Genomic DNA, 17,756 nt, shown 5'->3' on the forward strand with positions numbered 1-17,756 from the left:
AAGTACCATGTCATTTCACGCCGTTACATGATGAGAAAGGCGCAGGGCATCTCGTCCCATCCACTCGCCGACTTCCCTGATCCTGTGTGTCGCCACGGGACGCTGCGTTTGCGTGGGCCTAGCCGCACACCTCAGCAGCAAGATCGAGAGCCGCAACCTTCCTGCTTCTAATGAAGCGAACGGCGTGGGGAACGCCTATCATCTAAGCGCACCAGTCGGTGCAGTCCAAATAGCGCATATCAAATTGTCTTGATCGTTCCACAAAAGCATTTTGGCACCACGCAAATAGAAGTTTTCGAACCACTGTTTTTTAAAACGATGCAAAATAGGTGAGAAAGCCGGTGTGCTTTGGTAAAGACAAAGCAATTTTTGGGCATACAACCTAGCATGGATCAATCATGAAGATGGGATAGCGCAACGCACCCCAACTCGTCGGCGAGGAATTAAAACATCTTCGCCTTGCGCAGAGGCGGATTGTACGATGCGCTAACAAGAAAAAAGTCAGCAGAGTCCTATATGCGTCATAGGTGCAAGAAGTGCTTTCAAGATCCAGCCCAGTCGGCCCGTCGCAATGCCCCATCGCCGCCGGCGTCACCGCCGTGTTTCTTCTAGCGGACCGCGCGACAGCAGGTCCGTGGTCGGCGCGCTGCCCGTCAACGTCACGACGCCGTTATCCGCGCGCACTGTAATGTTGCTGGCCCGTAGTCCCTGGCTTCGTGCGTTTCTGAATGCGCGGGGCGTACGTCCCGCACGAGTTGCCGGTTGGTAGCCTTGATCTCGCCCGCGGTTGGCGCCGAACTCGCCGCAGCTTGTGCCGCGGGACCCGATCCGCCCGCTTGCGGCTGCGCGTGCGCATTCAGGCAAGCGAACACGACCGCGCTCGCGCAAACCAGCTTCAGCCATTTCTGTGCGTTCATTTCGTTCTCCTGTTGTGTATGGCCGGATGAAAACGACGGTGACTCCGGTCACTAATCGGTAATGCGCTCGTCGAATACGGTCGCGCGACGAGACTGACGAGTCTGCACGCGCTCATGTACCAGGCCGGCGCATAGCCGCTGCCCGTCACGCCAATCAGCCACGTCACGACGAACGGCGCGAAACCGCCGAACAACGTCACGCCGACGCTATAGATGATCCCGAGCGATCGCCCGCGCAGTTCGCGCGGGAATCCTTCGAGCCGCAGCAGAAAGCCAGCCGGATTGCCGAGCACCCACAGGCCGATCCCCGATATGGACGTAGTCTGGCCGCCGGCCCGGCAGCACGCCGGGTCGGCGAAACGCGAATTGGCGAAGTTCAGGCTGTAAGGTATTGCTCGACGAGCGTGGCCCAGTAGGCGGCGCCGATCGGCAGTGCCTGATCGTTGAAGATGAAAAAGCTGGATTTCATTGAAACGTCGCGCACGGCGAGACTGCATCTGATGCAGCGCGGAGGCGCGATTCACACGCGCCCGGCCGACTATTTCATCCGCTGCATTCGCCAGGCCGCGATCATGTGAGCCGCGCGGCGCGCGAGCGGGAGCGGGAGCCTTAGGCCGCAAAATGATTGCGCACGAGATCGACGAACGCGACCAGCCCGGTAAGCAAAACTACAATGAACAGCCAGCGTTCGAGCAGCGCAAACACAGGCCGTTTCCCCTTGCGACGCTCGGCGATGTAAAACCACACGGTCGCCGCCGTATAAAGCACGGTCGACATCAACAGATAATGCAGGCCGCCCGCGTACACGAGAAAGAGCGCGTAGCCGCAGCCCAGCAGCGCGAGCATGAAATCGATGCGCCGTGACCACGGCTGCCCCGCATACGATTCGCCGCTCGCTGCGAGCTTCAACCCATAGCCGGCGACGAGCAGATACGGGATCAGGTTCATCGACGTCGTGAACTCCTTGGCCAGCGTGAACGCTTCTTTCGAAAACAGCGTCACGATCAGAAAGGCCTGAATCACGAGGCTCGTCATCCACAGTGCGGCGACCGGTATGTGGTGGCGGTTTTCTCGCCCGAGAAACGCGGGCATCGTGCGGCTCTTGCCCGCCGCGTGCAGAATTTCGGCGGCGAGCAACGTCCATGCAAGATAAGAACCGAGTACCGATATCAACAGACCGAGCTTGACCACGACCGCGCCCCAGGCGCCGACCGCGGCGCTCAGCACGCCAGCCATCGACGGATTTTTCAGCGTGCCCAACTGCTCGAGCGGCAACACGCCATACGACAACAACGTGACCATGACCATCAACGCAAGCACGCAGAGAAAGCCGAGTACGGTCGCGACCCCGACGTCGCGCCGTTCGCGTGCATGCCGTGAATAGACACTCGCGCCTTCGACGCCGAGAAACACGAATACCGTGCCCAACATCGTCTTGCGCACCTCGCCGAACAGACCGGTCGCCGACGGCTCGGGAACGGTCCACAGGTTCGCGACGAACAACTGCCACTTGACACTCGATAGCACGAGCACCGCGAACAGTCCAAGCGCGAACAACTTGGCGGCCGTCATCGACGCATTCACTACCGACGAGCCCTTCACGCCGCGCAGTATCAGAAAGTGAAACACCCAGATCATCAGCGAGGAACTTACGATCGCGCTAAACGTATTGCCAGCGCCGAATGAAGGCGCGACGATCGCGAGCGCGGACTTGATCAGCACGAGATACGCCACGTTGCCGAGACAGCTGGCGCACCAGTAGCCGAACGCCGACAGAAATCCCGTGTAGCGTCCAAACCCGACGCGCGCATACGTGTAGACGCCAGCGTCGAGTTCCGGCTTGCGCCATGCGAGCCGTTGAAAGATCAGCGCGAGTATCAGCATGCCGGAGCCGGTGATGGTCCAGCTGATCAACGAACCGACTACGCCGGTATATTTGCCGAGCGCCTGCGGCAGCGAAAAGACGCCCACCCCGACCATCGAGCCGATCACCATCGCCATCAGGCCCGGCGCTGAAAGTCTGACGCGCTTGTCCATTGCTGCGATCGCTCTCCCGCGAACACGTTCCGATCGAGCCGCGCTCGTGCGACTACGATGATCGACCGCTCAGATGACGATCGTGCCGGCCGCGAGGCCGATCAGCGCGCCAATCGCGCCGCAGGCGGCGACGGCAAAGATGACCCACTCGACTTTCGAAAACACCCGCTGGCCGCGCTCGCGTTTGGCCACCACATACAGCACCGTACCGGGCGCATAAAGCAGCGCCGATAGCATCAGGAACTTCAGGCCGCCCGCGAACAGCAGAAAGGCCGTATACAACGTCGCGAACATCGCGATGAAATACTCGGTGCGCAACGCGCCGCTCAAGGTGCCGCCATTCTGTCCACTATCGTCACGCGCGGCCTTGATGCCGTATGCGGCCACGAGAAAATAAGGAATCAGCGCCATCGAGCTCGTGAGATTGAGCATCAGCGCAAACGCATCGGTCGACCAGTACGTGCTGATTACGAAACACTGCACCACGGTACTCGTGAGCCAGATCGCGGCGACCGGCAGCTTGCGCTCGTTTTGTCGCGCGAAGATACGCGGCATCGTCTCGAGACGCGCGGCGGCGAACAGCACCTCGGCACAGATCAGCGACCATGCGAGGTACGCGCCGAGGATCGAAATGATCAGACCGGCGCTGACGAACACGACTCCGAATGGGCCGAGCAGCGCGCCGAGTACCGCGGCCATCGACGGCTGGCGCATCACTGCGATATCGGCGCGCGGCAAGGTCGCGTAAGGCAGCAGCGTCACAAGCACCAGCAGACACAGCACGGCGACGAAGCCGGTGATCGTCGCGGCGCCGACGTCCGAGCGCTTTTTCGCATAGCGCGAGTACACGCTCGCACCTTCGATACCGACGAACACGAAGACGGTGACGAGCATCGTCGCGCGAACCTGCGAGAACAAGCCCTTGCCGATCTGATCGCTGCGTTCCCACAGATTCGCGCGAAACATGTCGGCGCGAAACAACGCGATCAGCATCACGATGAACAGCACGATTGGAATCAACTTCGCGACCGTTACGATCGTGTTGATCATCGTGGCCTGCTGGACGCCGCGCAGCATCACCAGATGAAACAGCCAGATGCCCACCGACGACACGATGATCGCGGTCGCCGTATTGCCGTTGCCGAAGGCCGGCACGAAAGCGCCGAGCGTCGATTTGATCAGCACCCAGTACGACACGTTGCCGAAGCAGCCGGCCATCCAGTAGCCGAATGCCGATAGAAAGCCCGCATAATCGCCGAAGCCCGCTCGCGCGTATGCGAACACCCCCGCATCGAGCTCGGGCCGTCGCTGCGCGAGCGCCTGAAAGACGCGCGCCAGCGCATACATGCCGATGCCCGCCACGCACCATGCAATAACCGCGCCGAACGGTCCGGTCGCGCGCGCGAAATTGCGCGGCAACGAGAAAATCCCTGCGCCCACCATTGAGCCGACGACCATCGCGGTCAATGCGGGCAACGACAGTTTCGTCTCGACCTGGCTTGCCATCGTCCACCCTTCAGAGAAGCTGATTTCTTCCAGACAGGGACTTACGCGGAGCAGGTACGCGTGCATTGCGCATCTCCTGTCAGTCCTCCCCGACTGAAGCCAACGGCCTTGCGAGTACCGGACCGCACTCCTCCTGGTCGTTCACTGTGCGGCCGGTGCCGGTGCGGTGGCGGGCGCGGGTTCCGTCGGCGCTCGTGTATTCGAGGCCACTGGCGGATTGGCCAACCAGCCGCCTCCCAACGCCCTGAACAGCGCGAACTGTGCCTGCAGTTCGCCGACCTCTTCCCTCGCCTGCGACGACTGGCTTTCGAGCAGCGCAACCCGCACCTGATCGATATCGACGCGGCCGGTATCGCCGAGTTCGTAGCGACGTCGCACCTGGCTCAACTGCGTGGTGCGACGCATGACTTCTTCATTGCGTGCCTTGAACAACTCGTCCTGCCGGTTCAAACGCGCCAACGCACGGTCGACGTCATAGAACGCGCCGAGCGCGGTCTTTTCGTAGTTCAACATGGCCTGCTGCGCCTGCGCATCCGACGACTCCACCTGCGAGCGCCGCGCGCCAAAGTCGATCAGCGGCAGCGCCATCGCCGCGCCGAATAGCCAGAACGTGCTGGGCCCGAGGCCTTGACCCGCGATCTCCCAACCATTGCGTGCAAGCAAACCGCTCAACGACATGGTCGGCCAGTAGTTGAGCCGCGCGACATCCGACTGCCTGAGCGCCGCATTCACGCGTGCCTGCGCCGCGATCAGATCCGGGCGCCGCATCAGCAGGTCGACCGGCTGGCCGGGCTCGATATGCGGCAGCGCGGTCATCAGCGTGTCGCTTTCATCGAGAATCCCCGCGAATTCCGCGGGCTGCACGCCGCATAGATTCTGCAAATTGAGTCGTGTCTGCGCGATGCCGTTGTCCACGTCCTGCAAACGCGCATCGACCTGCGCGCGGCCGGCGCGCGCTGCTTCGATGTCCGTACTCAGCACTAGACCCGCGTTGAAGCTCTTCTCGGCGATGTTGACGAAGTCGTCCGCGATCGCGCGGCTCTGCAGCAAAATCGTGCGCTGACGCAGCAGCCCGCGATAGGTGACGTACAGATCCGCGACACCCGACACCACGCTCAGGCGTACCGCCTCCGCGTCGCCCGCGGCTGCGCGCGCCTGTTCGCGTGCCGCCGAGAGCCTTGCGCGTCCCTGACCGAACAGGTCGATCTCCCATTGCGCCTGCAAGCCGACACGCCAGAACTGCGCATCGGTATTGTTGATGCCGAGGAATTCCGCGAATTCGAGCTGCGTCTCGCCGCCGTGGTACTTCGCAGCGCTCACGCCAGCACCGACCGACGGCAGCAGTTGCGAGCGAGCCAGCCGGATCCCGGCCTGCACCTGATCGACCCGTGCGTAAGCGGTCGCGATGTCGAAGTTGTGCGCGAGCGCGAGATCGATCAGTTTGTTCAGCGTCGGGTCTTTGTACTGGGTCCACCATGCCGCGAGCTGCTGCTCGGACATCGGTGTCGCCACGCCCGGTTGCGCCTCCGAATACTGCGGCGGAAACGCGGCGGGCTTTTGCAGCTGCAATGAACCCGTACAGCCGGCTTCGAGCAGCAGGGCCGCGAGGGCGAGAAGATAAGGGCGCGCGCGGATCATTTTTCTTCCGGGTGTCGACCCGGCTCCCATTCCGCCTGCCTGATCGAGAACAGCATCGCATACAGCGCCGGCACGGCGACCAACGTCAGCACGGTGGCAAAAACAAGGCCCGCCATAATCGTGATCGCCATGTCCTTGAAGAAAGGATCCCACAACAACGGCGCCATGCCGAGCGCCGTGGTACCGCCCCCCAGTATCACCGGCCGCAGACGGTTCATCGCGCCGTGGGTCACCGCCTGCATGCGCGGCACACCCGCGGCGATCTGCGAATCCATCTCTTCGACGAGCACCACGCCGTTCTTGATCAGCATGCCGATCAGACTCAATAGACCGAGCAACGCCATGAAGCCGAACGCGCCGCGAAATAGCAGCAGACCGAGCGTGACGCCGACGATCGACATCGGCACGACGAGCAGCACGACGAGCGCCGGCTTCAGGCGTCCGAACATCATCAGCACGAGCAGCGCCATGCCGATGAAGCCGAGCGGCAGTTGACGGAACAGGCTCTGCTGCGCGCGCGTCGACGATTCGTGCTCGCCGCCCCATTCGAAGCTATAGCCCGGTGGCAGCTTGATGTTCTCGATGCTGGAGCGTATGCGGTTGAACGCGTCGACACTGTTCTGCCCATAGATCGGGTTGGCCGAAACCGTCAGCGTGCGAATCCGGTTTTCGCGCGCAATCTGGCCTTCCTCGGTACCGACCGTGAAGCCGTTGACCACGTCGCCGAGCGGCACGTAACGGCGCAGCCCCGCGCTGAACACCTGCAGGTCCTGCAGACCCGCGACGCCACGCGTGTAGTCGGGCGAACGCAGCACGATCGGCAGTAGCTGATCGCCTTCGCGATAGATGCCCGCCCGCAGGCCTTCGGTTGCATAAGCCATCGTGTCGCTAACCTGACGGCGCGTCACACCGAGCGAGCGCGCCCGCGATTCGTCGAATTCCGGCCGCACGATGCTGATCGGGTTCTCCCAGTCGTCGCGAATCGCGATGATGCGGCCGTCGGCCTTCAGCACGTTCTGTGCTTCCTGAGACAAGCGACGCAGCACGATCGGGTCGGGTCCGGAGAAACGTGCCTGAATGGCCGCGCCACCGCCAGGGCCGAAGTTCGGCCGCGTGACCGTCCAATGCTGTTCGGGGAAGCGCTTCTTCAGATCCGCTTCGATCTCCGGAATCATGTCGTCGATCAGGCCCTGGTCCTTCACGCCGACGATGAACTGCGCGTACGACGGATCACGCCCCTCCGGATCGTAGACGAGGAAGAAACGCGTCGCGCCCGAGCCAATATACGTCTGCACGTTGGTGACGTCCGCATGCTTGAGCAGCACCTTCTCCACCTCGCGGCTCTTTTCGACGACCGCGCGAATATCGGCGCCGCGCGGCAAACGCATGTCGACATAGAAGATCGGCGTGGTCGACGCGGGGAAGAAGCTCCGCTCGACGAAACGGAACGCCCACCCGGCCAGCACGGTCAGCGCGACGAGGCCGATGACCACGAACACGCGCTGTCGGGTGACCCATGACAACAGCTCGCCGTAACGCTTGTACAGCTTCGACTTGAACGGGTCGTCATCGATGATGTCCGCGGGCTTGAAAAGATACGTGCCGAACAGCGGTGTCAGGGCGATGGCGATCACCCAGCTGAATAGCAGCGAAATCGCAGCGACGGCGAACAACGAGGCACAGAATTCGCCGACCGCATCCGGCGACAGGCCGATGCCCGAGAAAGCCAGAATCCCCACAATGGTCGACGCGAGCAGAAGCCATTGGCTTTGTTTGAGAATCTCGGTCGCCGCCTGGAGATGCGACTTGCCTCGTTGAACCTTCACGAGCATCCCCTCGACCACCACGATGCTGTTGTCGGTCAGCATGCCCATCACGATGATCAGCGCGCCGAGTGAGATACGCTGCAGCTCGATGCCTGCCGCGTACATGACCAGCAGCGTGCCGAGGATCGACAGGAACAGCTCGACGCCCAGCACGATGCCCGCGCGCCAGCCGAGCGCAATGCCCAGCGCGACACCGACGATCGCCACGGACAGGAACACGTCGAAGATAAAGCCGCGCACGCTCTCGTCGACGACCTGCGGCTGATCGTAAAGCGAGTGCAGCTTGATGCCGATCGGGCGGTTACGCTCGAGTTCGGCGAGCCTCGCCTTGATCTCCTCGCCGACCCTCACCACATTGACGCGCGGCCGCGCGCTGATACCGATCGTAACCGCCGGCTGGCCGTTATAGTGAATGACCTGGTTCGGAATCGTCGCGTAGCCGTGGCTTACGCGCGCGATGTCGCCGAGCAGCAGCGGGCCGGGCGTAATGTTGACAGGCAGCGAACGAATGGCCTGCAGCGAATCGAGCGAGCCGGTCGGCGCAATCCGCAACGACAGGTCGCCGACACGTTCGCGGCCCGCGGGCCGAACCTCGTTCTGCACGAACAGCGTCTGCGCAAGATCGTCGGTGGACAGGTTGTTGGCGATCAGTTGCGACTGGTCGACGTCGACCGAGATCTGCTCCTGCTGCTCACCGGCGATCACGATGTCGGACACGTCGCCTAGTGTCAGCAGTTGGCGGCGCAGTTCGCGCGCGTACTCATACAGTTGCGCCTGCGTGTAGCCCTCGCCGGTCAGCGCGTAGAACATCCCGTAGACGTCGCCGAAACGGTCGACCACGAGTGACGGTCCCGCACCCGGCGGAAGCCGGGGCTGTGCATCCGATACCGACTTGCGCACCTCGTCCCACACCTGCGGCAATTGTGCCGACGTGTACTGGTCGCGAATCTCGACGCGGACTTCAGAGTAGCCCGGTGTCGAACGCGAGGTCAGCTTCTCGACCTGCGGCATCTGCTGGATCGCGCTTTCGAGCCGGTCCGTCACTTCCTGCTCGACCTCGTGCGCACTCGCGCCCGGATACAGCGTCACGACGACCGCGGTCTTGATCGTGAACTTCGGGTCTTCGAGCCGTCCGATGTTGTAGTACGCGAAGATCCCGCCCAACAGCGAGATGAGCGTCAGAACCCACGCGATCAGCGGCTTTTCGATAAGGGGGCGCGCGAGATTCATTGAGGCGCATCCATTGGACGGACCGCCATTCCCTCTTTCATGAACTGCGAGCCGCCGGCCACCACGCGGTCGCCCGCCGCAACCGCCCCCGCGACGACCACATCGTCGTTGCGAATTTCGCGCACGCTGACCGGCACCGCATGCACACGGCCGGACGCGGCGTCGTAGCGCCACAGACTGCGCTGACCGTCCGCGCCGATCGACACCGCGGCGATCGGAATCGCGAAGTACCCTTTGTTGTCGTTTTGCGCGACCTGACGCGCCGTTTCGGAAATCTGTACGCGCATCGCCATGCCGGGGAACAGCATCGCGCTTTGCGGTCCTTCGATCGAGAACACGAGCCGGTAGGCCGCCGAAGTCGGCGAGGTCTGCGTGGTCCGTTCGCGGAACACTAGCGGGAAGCGGTTCTGCGGCCGCTCGGGCAGCCACGCCTCGGCTCTCAGCGTCTTGTCGACGAACAGCCGTTCGGCAATGCTCTGAGGCAGATCGACGCCGACATCGACACGGCCGATGTTTTCCAGATTGAACGCGGGCGCCCCAGCCTGCACGAGCTGCTGGATCTCGATGTTGCGGCGAGCGATCCGGCCGTCGAATGGCGCGACGAGCTGGGTATTGCGCAGGTCGCGGCTCGCCAGGTCGCGTGACGCGCGTGCGGCGTCCGTGGCAGCCGAGAGCTGCTCATAAGCAGCCTGAGACAGAATGCCGTCCTTGCGCAGCACCGCCTGGCGCTTCAGGTTGTCGCTCAGCTGCTGATACTGCGCGTTCGCGCGTTGCAGTTGCAGCTTGTAGGGTTCCTCGTCGATCCGCGCGATCAGTTGCCCGCGTTTCACCGACGCGCCTTCGAGCACCGCGATCTGCACGACGCGGCCCGATACTTCGAACGCGAGCGGCGAGATGCTGGTCTGCTCGACCCGCCCGGTAAAAATGCGAATGGCGGAAGCGTCGGCCGGTTCGACCCTGGTGAGCTGCACGGCTGGCCTCGTATCGCCACTCTGTGTTTCGGTCTGCCTTTGGCAGCCCGACAGTGAAGCGACAAGCGCGCAGGTCAACGCGCACGACACTGCGCCGGTCAGTGCGATTCCGCCTGATCGGCGGGGCCGCGGTGCATCGGAGCGGTTTGCATTCATGACGTTCTCGGCTGACTGCTGGCGCAACCCATGTCGTAAGCCCGGCGGCAACGTAGCTCACGGGCCGGCGAATACGAGACCCTACAGGTTGCTCAGCAATTCATAGGGGGCCCATAACAGTGGACCGATGGGTGCATCCGCTTCGACTTCCACGGCCAGGTCAGACTCGAGGAACAGCGGCATCCCTTCTGTCGGACCGGCAACGTCGTTCAAACCAGTGTATCGGCGACAATGGTGTTGTGGCCGTCCAGACTACAGCCGCAACCCATGTGTCGTCATTCCGGCTCCGTTCATCAGGCATCCTGTCGAACTGCCAAACTGCTTCGCCATGCCGAAGCAAGACTGAGGAGATTGACGAATCCGCCCTGTATGGAATGCACGACGATTCCGCAAAACCTGAAGACGAATGAAGATGCGGGCGGATTGCAGCGTTGAATCAGATCCCTTCGATTGAACCTTGCTGCAAAATTATTAAAGTTCCCAAACAATTCGTTGTCAAGAGCCTCGCAGGCGCAGCACGATCGTATCGATTGCTTACCTTAAGCGGTATATCAAAGCCGTCATAGGCGTTCATGACTTCGCGCAGTTCACTGGTGGTTTGCCCGTGTCATGCGTGCGTCATTGCCCCCTTTCAGTTCGTCACAGGCATCATGGCCGAACAGTGCGCAAGCCGTCAATCGATTCGCGACTTGCTACGGTCATACCGACTCGTTCTATGGTTGCTTCGGCTTCTGTTGATGAAATATAAGCATGGCTATTCTGCTGTACCAGTCACGAAATGCCATGGGGGAAAAATGCTATAGGTTTCGAGGAATCTTCGTTTCGCCGATGGAGCAGCCGTGATTGTTAGATCGGGATACTCTCTCATTGAAGCCAGGCGCGCTGTGGGTGACGGCGTTGGTTGCATCAGCAATTCGTCGGGCGTAGAGTACTCAGCGGACAGGTAACTCGTTCTCAGCGTTATCGATTCGATGCGCGAGGCAACGGCCTTGTGACCCAACTCTGCGTGAAAAGAAAGTTGGCAATTGCAACGTCGCGGGCCGCCGCCAGCGTTCATCGCTTGCATCGGCGTAGCGCGGCTGCCCTCTCGCACGAACCGGTTCGACGCATCATGACGCGCTCGCTCGCATCGTGGACATCGCGGTGCGCGGCACTCGCGCTGCTCACCAGCGGTCTTCTGTGCGGTTGCGCGATGGTGACCGTCAGCTCGCAAGGCCCGGAGCAGTACATCGCGATGCGCCGCGGCGACATTCTGTCGACCGGCCGTCTGAGCGCCGCGACGCGAGACACGCTGCACATCGCGGCACTCGATGGGAACACCTGCCAACGTGAGCCGCTCGATTGCATCAATACGATCTCGACCGTCGGCGGAATCAATACCGACCGGCGATTGTCGAGCCTCGCCGAACTGTCGTTGCAGATGGCCATCACCAACACGCCGGCCAACGCCAGCGATTGGAGCGACGCGCAATTCGATCTGTGGCTTAGGGCCGCGCGATTCGCGTATGCGTTTCTGTTCCTCGGTGAACGCACTGCTGGCGAACGTGCATTCGAAGATCGTCAGACCCAGGTCCGTGACTACTACAACTACGCGGTGCAGGAACTTGCCCACGCGCTGTTTCTGCGCGGCGCGCTCGCTACCGATGCCGGCAACGGCGTGCCAGGCACGCAGTACATCGCAGGCTGGTCCATCCATCTCGACCTGAGCCGAACCCGGCTACCCGAAGGCGTGCGCGAACCGCGCGAAGTCATCCCGGCGTCGCGGCTGTCGTTCGCGGGGATACGTAGCATTTATCGACGCGATGGTTTGGGGGCGGAACTCGTTGCTGTGATGAACGTGCCGCCGCCAGAAGATGACGTCGATGCGAGTGGCAATGCCAGCGCCGACTCGCGTGTGTCCGCCCGCGTCGATGGTCCCGCGAGCGCACCGTTCAACCCCGGCGTGTCGTCAGCAGCCGCGGGTCGGCCAAGGCCGGCGTCGCGCTTTTTCCGCGAGATGCCGTCGCCGAACGTCACCGCGTTGATCTGGTTCAGCCAGGGCACGCTCGAACAGGTGCTTGCCGCGCATGAGGTCGTGCTGTCCGTCTATGATCCGTATCGCGAAGACAGTGTCGAGCGACACGGCCAGACTGTGCCACTTTCGGCCAACTTCAGCGCGGGCTACGGCATCTGGCTCGCGCGCTCCGGCTTCGCCGGGCAATCGTTGCGCACGCTGTTTGGACGCGCACACGGTATCGATACGCCCCGCATCTACATGATGCAACCGTTCGATCCCAATCGACGGATCATTCTGATGCTGCACGGCCTCGCGAGCAGCCCCGAGGCATGGGTCAACGTCGCCAACGATATTCAGGGCGATGAAGTGCTTCGCCAGCATTTCCAGGTGTGGCAGGTCTACTACCCGACCAACGTGCCGATTCTGGTCAACCTCGCGCGCATCCGCCGCGCCACGCAACAGACGCTCGCGCACTTCGATCCAGACGGTACGGCGCCGGCGTCGCATGGCATGGTGTTGATTGGTCATAGCATGGGCGGCGTTCTGGCGCGGCTGCTCGTGTCGACTTCCGGCGACGCGCTTTGGGCGACGTTCGAGGACAAGTACGTGCCCGAGGGCACCGATATCGATCGCGAGGACGAGCGGCTCGATCGGCTACTGAACTTCACGCCGATGCCGCAAATCGAGCGCGCCATATTTATCGCGGCCCCCCATCGAGGCACGCCGTTCGCGAGCAACCGGCTGTCGCGCTGGGCGGCCAACCTCGTGCGTCTGCCGCTTGCCCTGCTCAACGAGATCGAGGAAGTGATGCAGACGGCGACGAACATCGAACCGCAGGGACGGACCTTCCATGTGCCTAACAGCATCGAACAGCTGCGCGAAACCGATCCGTTGATTCGCGCGACGTCGCTGTTGCCGATCAGCCCCCGGGTTTGCTTCCATTCGATCATCGCACGGCGCCGCGAAAACGGGCCGCTCGAAGATTCCGATGATGGCGTGGTCCCTTATCGCAGCGCGCATCTCGCGGGCGCGCTGTCGGAGAAGGTGATTGTTGCTGGACACAGTGTGCAGGAGACGCCGCGGGCGATCCTCGAGATTCGGCGGATCTTGCATGAGGATATTGCGCAGATCGATCAGCGCGGGGAGGTTTGCGGGGAGGCTCGGATAGCGAAGTGATGGCGGAGGGGCCAGCTGTCTTTTGCGGCGGCTCGGACTTGGGCTCGGACTTGACGAGCTTGCTGTTGCTGGGCTCTGATCGAATCACTGGTACAGCGTTCCGAATCAAGCCAGCGTGATCGAGGCAGGCGCGGAAGATTGGTTCGAATGAGCGGTCAGGTCAGCGGAACGCTCGAAAGATCGCGACGGCCGCTCGAAATTCTTTCGCTACAAATTACGTATTAAATGTTACGAATTGGCGGCCACGTATGTTCATTCTGGCGTGTTGTCGCCGTTTGGTGGGAGTGATGGGGTATCGTGCACCAATTTGACTGATTGGCGTGAAACAATGGCGTGCATTGGTGAAAAAAGTCTTTCAAAACAATAGGTTGACACGCATAAAAGACGTTTCGCTATGTTTCACGCCGTGTCGGTTGGCGAGATTGGCCGAAGAATCGAAAATTCTCGCTCGTATTGGCTAAGAGTCATTTGTTTTTCGATATTTAGTTCGCAAAAGTCGACCGGATGTTCTGCCCCCGTATATTGTTAGGTTGCCGATGCGCGACTGCTGCATGTGCTGAAGTTCAAGTTGGCCACACGCGTGGCGACTGACAGTCGCTCGCATTGCGGATGCGCGATCGTCTTGCTAATCAATATCACAGGGCGGGCCGGGAGAGACTCTTTACGTTCGGGAGATTTGGGCGCTTGCCCTCACCTATCCTGCCGTCCATCGTCCGACGGATTTCTTGCGGATGATCTGAGAGCAGCGATGTTGATTTCGCGCTGAACGAGTGGTCTAACGCAGGCCCATCCGGGTGGCGTGACATACGATCGGACGGAGATCATTCGTTGCGGTCGAGTCACTCATTACTCCGGTGCTTGCCCAAAAATGATCGGCGCGGTCGCGATGCATCCCTTCGAATACGTCTACCTGGGTGTCTCCCCGGCGGGTAAGTAGATCGGTAGGCCTGACGGCCGACATCAACTATCTTTAAAGTGCCCTCTCACTGACGACGGTGGGATGTTGGCTTAACGCGATTACAGCCAAATTCATCGCGGCCGGCACGCGTTCGCGATTGACTTTCTTGTCGTCGATCGAGACGCTGGGTCAGCAACGGGATCTGATTTGAGGACAAGCTTGCGCCGTGGCGAACACCGTTTGCGGAACGGCGACTGCATCGTTTGAGAGAACGCGCGATACATGATTCGGGATCCCTTAACGCGACGTCCCAGTAAAAACTGGCTCCCGCCGGATCTTGACGCATGTCGTCTGTTCGCTGAGGCAAGCCCCATTCACAGCCTTCCGTTGCGCGTTTGTTCGTGCCGCTTTCGTCGCTAATCGTACGGAACAGCTTTTCCGGCAGAACGACTGCTGACTTTGCGGTCGATAAGTGGTGGCCTCAACGCTGCGCGCGTTCATTGCCTGAGGTACACCGACAGAGTGAAGCATCCTTGCGAGACGTCGACGATCTACGCCCAGGTTTGCTGCGGCCGACAGCGCCATCATGAACACAGCTGTTCATGGACAACCATGTGCAATGCACGTCGCGCACTAAGGGCCGCGGCCTTTCTCATTGAGAAGATTGGAACCGACGATAGCGGAGTCGAGTCGTCTCGGGGAAACGCGCTGATGCGGCGTTGAGTTGAGAACGACCGTGGATGGTACGTTTATAGGACAGAGGGCTGGCCCTCCATCCCGTCCGTCATATGTCGCCTGTGCGATTTTGTATGTGCTCCGGGTAATGCGACCGTCAACGAAGCAGCCGAACCCGGCTCAATGGATGCATCAGAAATCCCCAGTCATTGGCTGTCTCGCTCATGACGAGCGGCTGACCCGCCGCAGGTGCCTGCGAGATCGCTGCGAACGCAATACTGCGCGAATCGCTCCGCGGGTCGTGCAAGGCACGAAGGATGTGCGTTCGCGCGGACGCGGCACGCTTTCATCGGCATCGGGGGTGCGTCGTCAAGAGTGTCTAGAGTCTAGATAGACACCGGATGGCGCAAAGGTAGGGCTGCGGAGTGAGTGTCTAGACTCTAGACACTCTTCGAGGTGGACCGATTTGATTGACCCAAAAAAAGCCCGCACTAAGCGGGCCTTTTAACACTACAACCGAACCACCGATTAGCTCGTCTTCGGCTGCGATTGGAACATCTGTCCGATCAACTGTCGTATCTGAACTTCTTGCGCCTCGGTGATCACTCCGGTCTTGATCTTGATCGTGAAGTTACTCACATCCTTGGTGATGCTCCCAGCGTGCTCTCGTCCCGCGAAAAATTTCTCGATGCTGCGTCCGCTGGTACCACCCGACGTCGTCTGCCGGGTCGCCAGGGCGGTGATTCCCGCCGCGACCTTGCCCTGATCCATTTCGCCTCTCACCAACAGAGGCCAAATTTCGCGAGCGGCTTTAACGCCATCCTCGCCATGCTTTTTGATAGCCGCTGCAATTGCTTGCGCCGCAGTCCCGCCCAATAGTCGCGGTTGAATATCGAGATCTTTCTTGATGAAGTCCGGCAGATTGTCGAACGACAAGAACTGATACAGACCTGCCCGCGACAATCCCATCGCTTCCGCCAGTCGTTTGCGATTCGGGAACTCTGTTTCCGATCGACGAATCGCCACGCCGATTTCATAGTCAGCAAGGTCGTCGCGGCTAATGTTTTCGACCATTGCGAGCACGGCCATATCCGAGTCGGAACAATCCGCGACCACGGCCTTGATCGTGTCCAGCCCCAACATCTTGTGCGCACGCCAGCGTCGTTCGCCGGCGACGATCTGATAGTCGTCCGCGACACGACGGACCACGATCGGCTGCATCAGTCCAACTTCCCGGATCGACTCCGCAAGCTCGGCTAACTTTGCTTCGTTGAACACGCGACGCGGCTGCCAAGGGTTCGGCAAGATGCCAGCAACTGCCAGTTGCGATGCGACGCCAGTCGATTCCAGTTCCTGCACGCGAATTTGCGCAACGGCCAGCGCGCCGGCAAGGCCGGGCGCCGTTTGCGTGCGGTTGCTGCGCTTCACCTCGTCTTCGTTGATCGACGAAGTTTTGCGAATGCCGGACGTCTTGGCCAGCAACTGTTCTCGCATATTGCTCATTGCGCGTTCCTCCATTTTTCCGAATAGATCTCGTCGATCCAGCGACAGTAGTCGACGAGAGGTTGCCGCACGCGTTGCAACGACTTGGCCGCGCTGTGATTGCTGCTGATGTCGAAGACGGTCGAGAACGCCAACGCCCCGGTGCTCATCACCGAGCTCGCCGGTACCTCGATCGAATGCAGCCAGTTTTCGTACGCGCTTTGCGCCCACGCACGCACGATCGGCGCCGACGAGTTCCGCCCATAATCGACCCGCGACAACACCAGCGATACGAAGTCGTACTTCTTGTCCGTCTCGAATTTGATAAAGCTTTTGGACACGTCCGAGAAAAGTCGCCAGAACGACAGCGAGCTGATGAAGTCCAGGTTTTCCGGCACCATCGGCATCACCATGGCATCCGCGGCCATCAGCGCGTTCAGATTGAGGTACGACAGCGACGGCGACGTATCCATGAGAATGTAGTCGTACTTCTTGCGCAGCGGCTCGAGCCCTTGACGAAGCACGGTCCAGAAGCGAAAACCGGGTCGCATCTTTTGCATCGCCGGCAGATGGAACTCTGCTCCAATCAGTTCCGTGTGCGCAGGAATCACGTCGATGCCATCCCAGTACGTCGACTGGACCCGCCCCACGAGGCCACCTTCGATGTCCTGGTCGTAGACGTACGGCAATACTGTGTCTTCAGGCGTCACGTCTTTTTCCGCGTACAGTCCACACAGTTCCGAAAGCGACGCCTGCGGGTCGAGATCAACCACCAACACTTTGCGTCCCCGCAGCGACAGCCCCTGGGCGAGGCACATCGTCGTCGTCGTCTTGGCGGAGCCACCTTTGAGCTGCGCGGTGATAATGATCTTCCCGTCTGGCTCCTTCAGGCGCGTGACCAGTGGAGTCTGGTAGATGTCGGAAATCTTTTGTACCCAGATCCGCGCCTCCTCCAGCGTGAAGGTCCGGGTACGGCCCGTGCCTGCCGCCGTGCCCGAAGGCAGTTCTCCGTCGCCTTTTGTCGCGAGATACTGAACCTGCGAGTGTGAGACGTTGCACATCTCGGCAATCTCGCCGGTCTTGAAAACGGGAGCCGTTTTTCGAGGACGCGGAGCCAGAATCGTGTCACGCAGCTCATTAGTGAAAATGGTGACTTTTTCTGCGAACTCACTGATCTGCTCAAAGTGAACGGTTCTGTCTACGGCAGGAAGTTGGCTCGTTCTGACCATTCTGAGGTTTTTCCATAAA

General features: G+C 60.9%; 10 protein-coding genes. 1 reads left to right on the forward strand and 9 read right to left on the reverse strand.

Features of this window, described 5'->3' with window-relative positions; genetic code table 11:
* Positions 1-659 precede the first annotated feature (659 nt).
* From HDG32_RS14790 to HDG32_RS14820, 7 genes are all read right to left on the reverse strand, one after another.
* Positions 660-917 (reverse strand): hypothetical protein, encoded by a 258-nt coding sequence (locus tag HDG32_RS14790; protein WP_184068189.1) that lies wholly within the window; start codon positions 915-917, stop codon positions 660-662.
* Positions 914-1,210, reverse strand: coding sequence for a hypothetical protein (locus HDG32_RS14795; RefSeq protein WP_184068192.1), 297 nt, complete (start codon positions 1,208-1,210; stop codon positions 914-916). Before HDG32_RS14795 ends, HDG32_RS14790 begins: the two co-directional genes overlap by 4 nt.
* A gap of 316 nt (positions 1,211-1,526) precedes the next feature.
* The gene (locus tag HDG32_RS14800; RefSeq protein ID WP_184068195.1) at positions 1,527-2,954 is read right to left on the reverse strand and encodes a basic amino acid/polyamine antiporter; all 1,428 of its coding nucleotides are present in this window, start codon (positions 2,952-2,954) and stop codon (positions 1,527-1,529) included.
* 69 nt (positions 2,955-3,023) lie between these two features.
* Positions 3,024-4,460, reverse strand: a complete 1,437-nt coding sequence (locus HDG32_RS14805; RefSeq protein WP_184068529.1) for a basic amino acid/polyamine antiporter — start codon at positions 4,458-4,460, stop codon at positions 3,024-3,026.
* Between the two features lie 141 nt (positions 4,461-4,601).
* Entirely contained in the window at positions 4,602-6,098 is a 1,497-nt protein-coding gene (locus HDG32_RS14810; RefSeq protein WP_184068198.1) for an efflux transporter outer membrane subunit, read from the reverse strand.
* The gene (locus HDG32_RS14815) at positions 6,095-9,154 is read right to left on the reverse strand and encodes an efflux RND transporter permease subunit (protein ID WP_184068200.1); all 3,060 of its coding nucleotides are present in this window, start codon (positions 9,152-9,154) and stop codon (positions 6,095-6,097) included. Before HDG32_RS14815 ends, HDG32_RS14810 begins: the two co-directional genes overlap by 4 nt.
* Positions 9,151-10,125 (reverse strand): efflux RND transporter periplasmic adaptor subunit, encoded by a 975-nt coding sequence (locus HDG32_RS14820; RefSeq protein ID WP_184068203.1) that lies wholly within the window; start codon positions 10,123-10,125, stop codon positions 9,151-9,153. The genes HDG32_RS14815 and HDG32_RS14820 overlap by 4 nt, the downstream gene beginning before the upstream one ends.
* Before the next feature lie 1,267 nt (positions 10,126-11,392).
* On the opposite strand from HDG32_RS14820, the gene HDG32_RS14825 reads away from it, so the two are divergent.
* Positions 11,393-13,453 (forward strand): triacylglycerol lipase, encoded by a 2,061-nt coding sequence (locus HDG32_RS14825; RefSeq protein ID WP_184068206.1) that lies wholly within the window; start codon positions 11,393-11,395, stop codon positions 13,451-13,453.
* Between the two features lie 2,101 nt (positions 13,454-15,554).
* Here HDG32_RS14825 and HDG32_RS14830 read toward each other — a convergent pair.
* Entirely contained in the window at positions 15,555-16,529 is a 975-nt protein-coding gene (locus tag HDG32_RS14830) for a ParB/RepB/Spo0J family partition protein (protein WP_184068209.1), read from the reverse strand.
* Positions 16,526-17,737, reverse strand: a complete 1,212-nt coding sequence (locus tag HDG32_RS14835; RefSeq protein ID WP_184068212.1) for a ParA family protein — start codon at positions 17,735-17,737, stop codon at positions 16,526-16,528. Before HDG32_RS14835 ends, HDG32_RS14830 begins: the two co-directional genes overlap by 4 nt.
* Positions 17,738-17,756 lie beyond the last annotated feature (19 nt).

Source organism: Paraburkholderia sp. CI2 (assembly GCF_014201055.1).
Lineage (GTDB): Bacteria > Pseudomonadota > Gammaproteobacteria > Burkholderiales > Burkholderiaceae > Paraburkholderia > Paraburkholderia tuberum.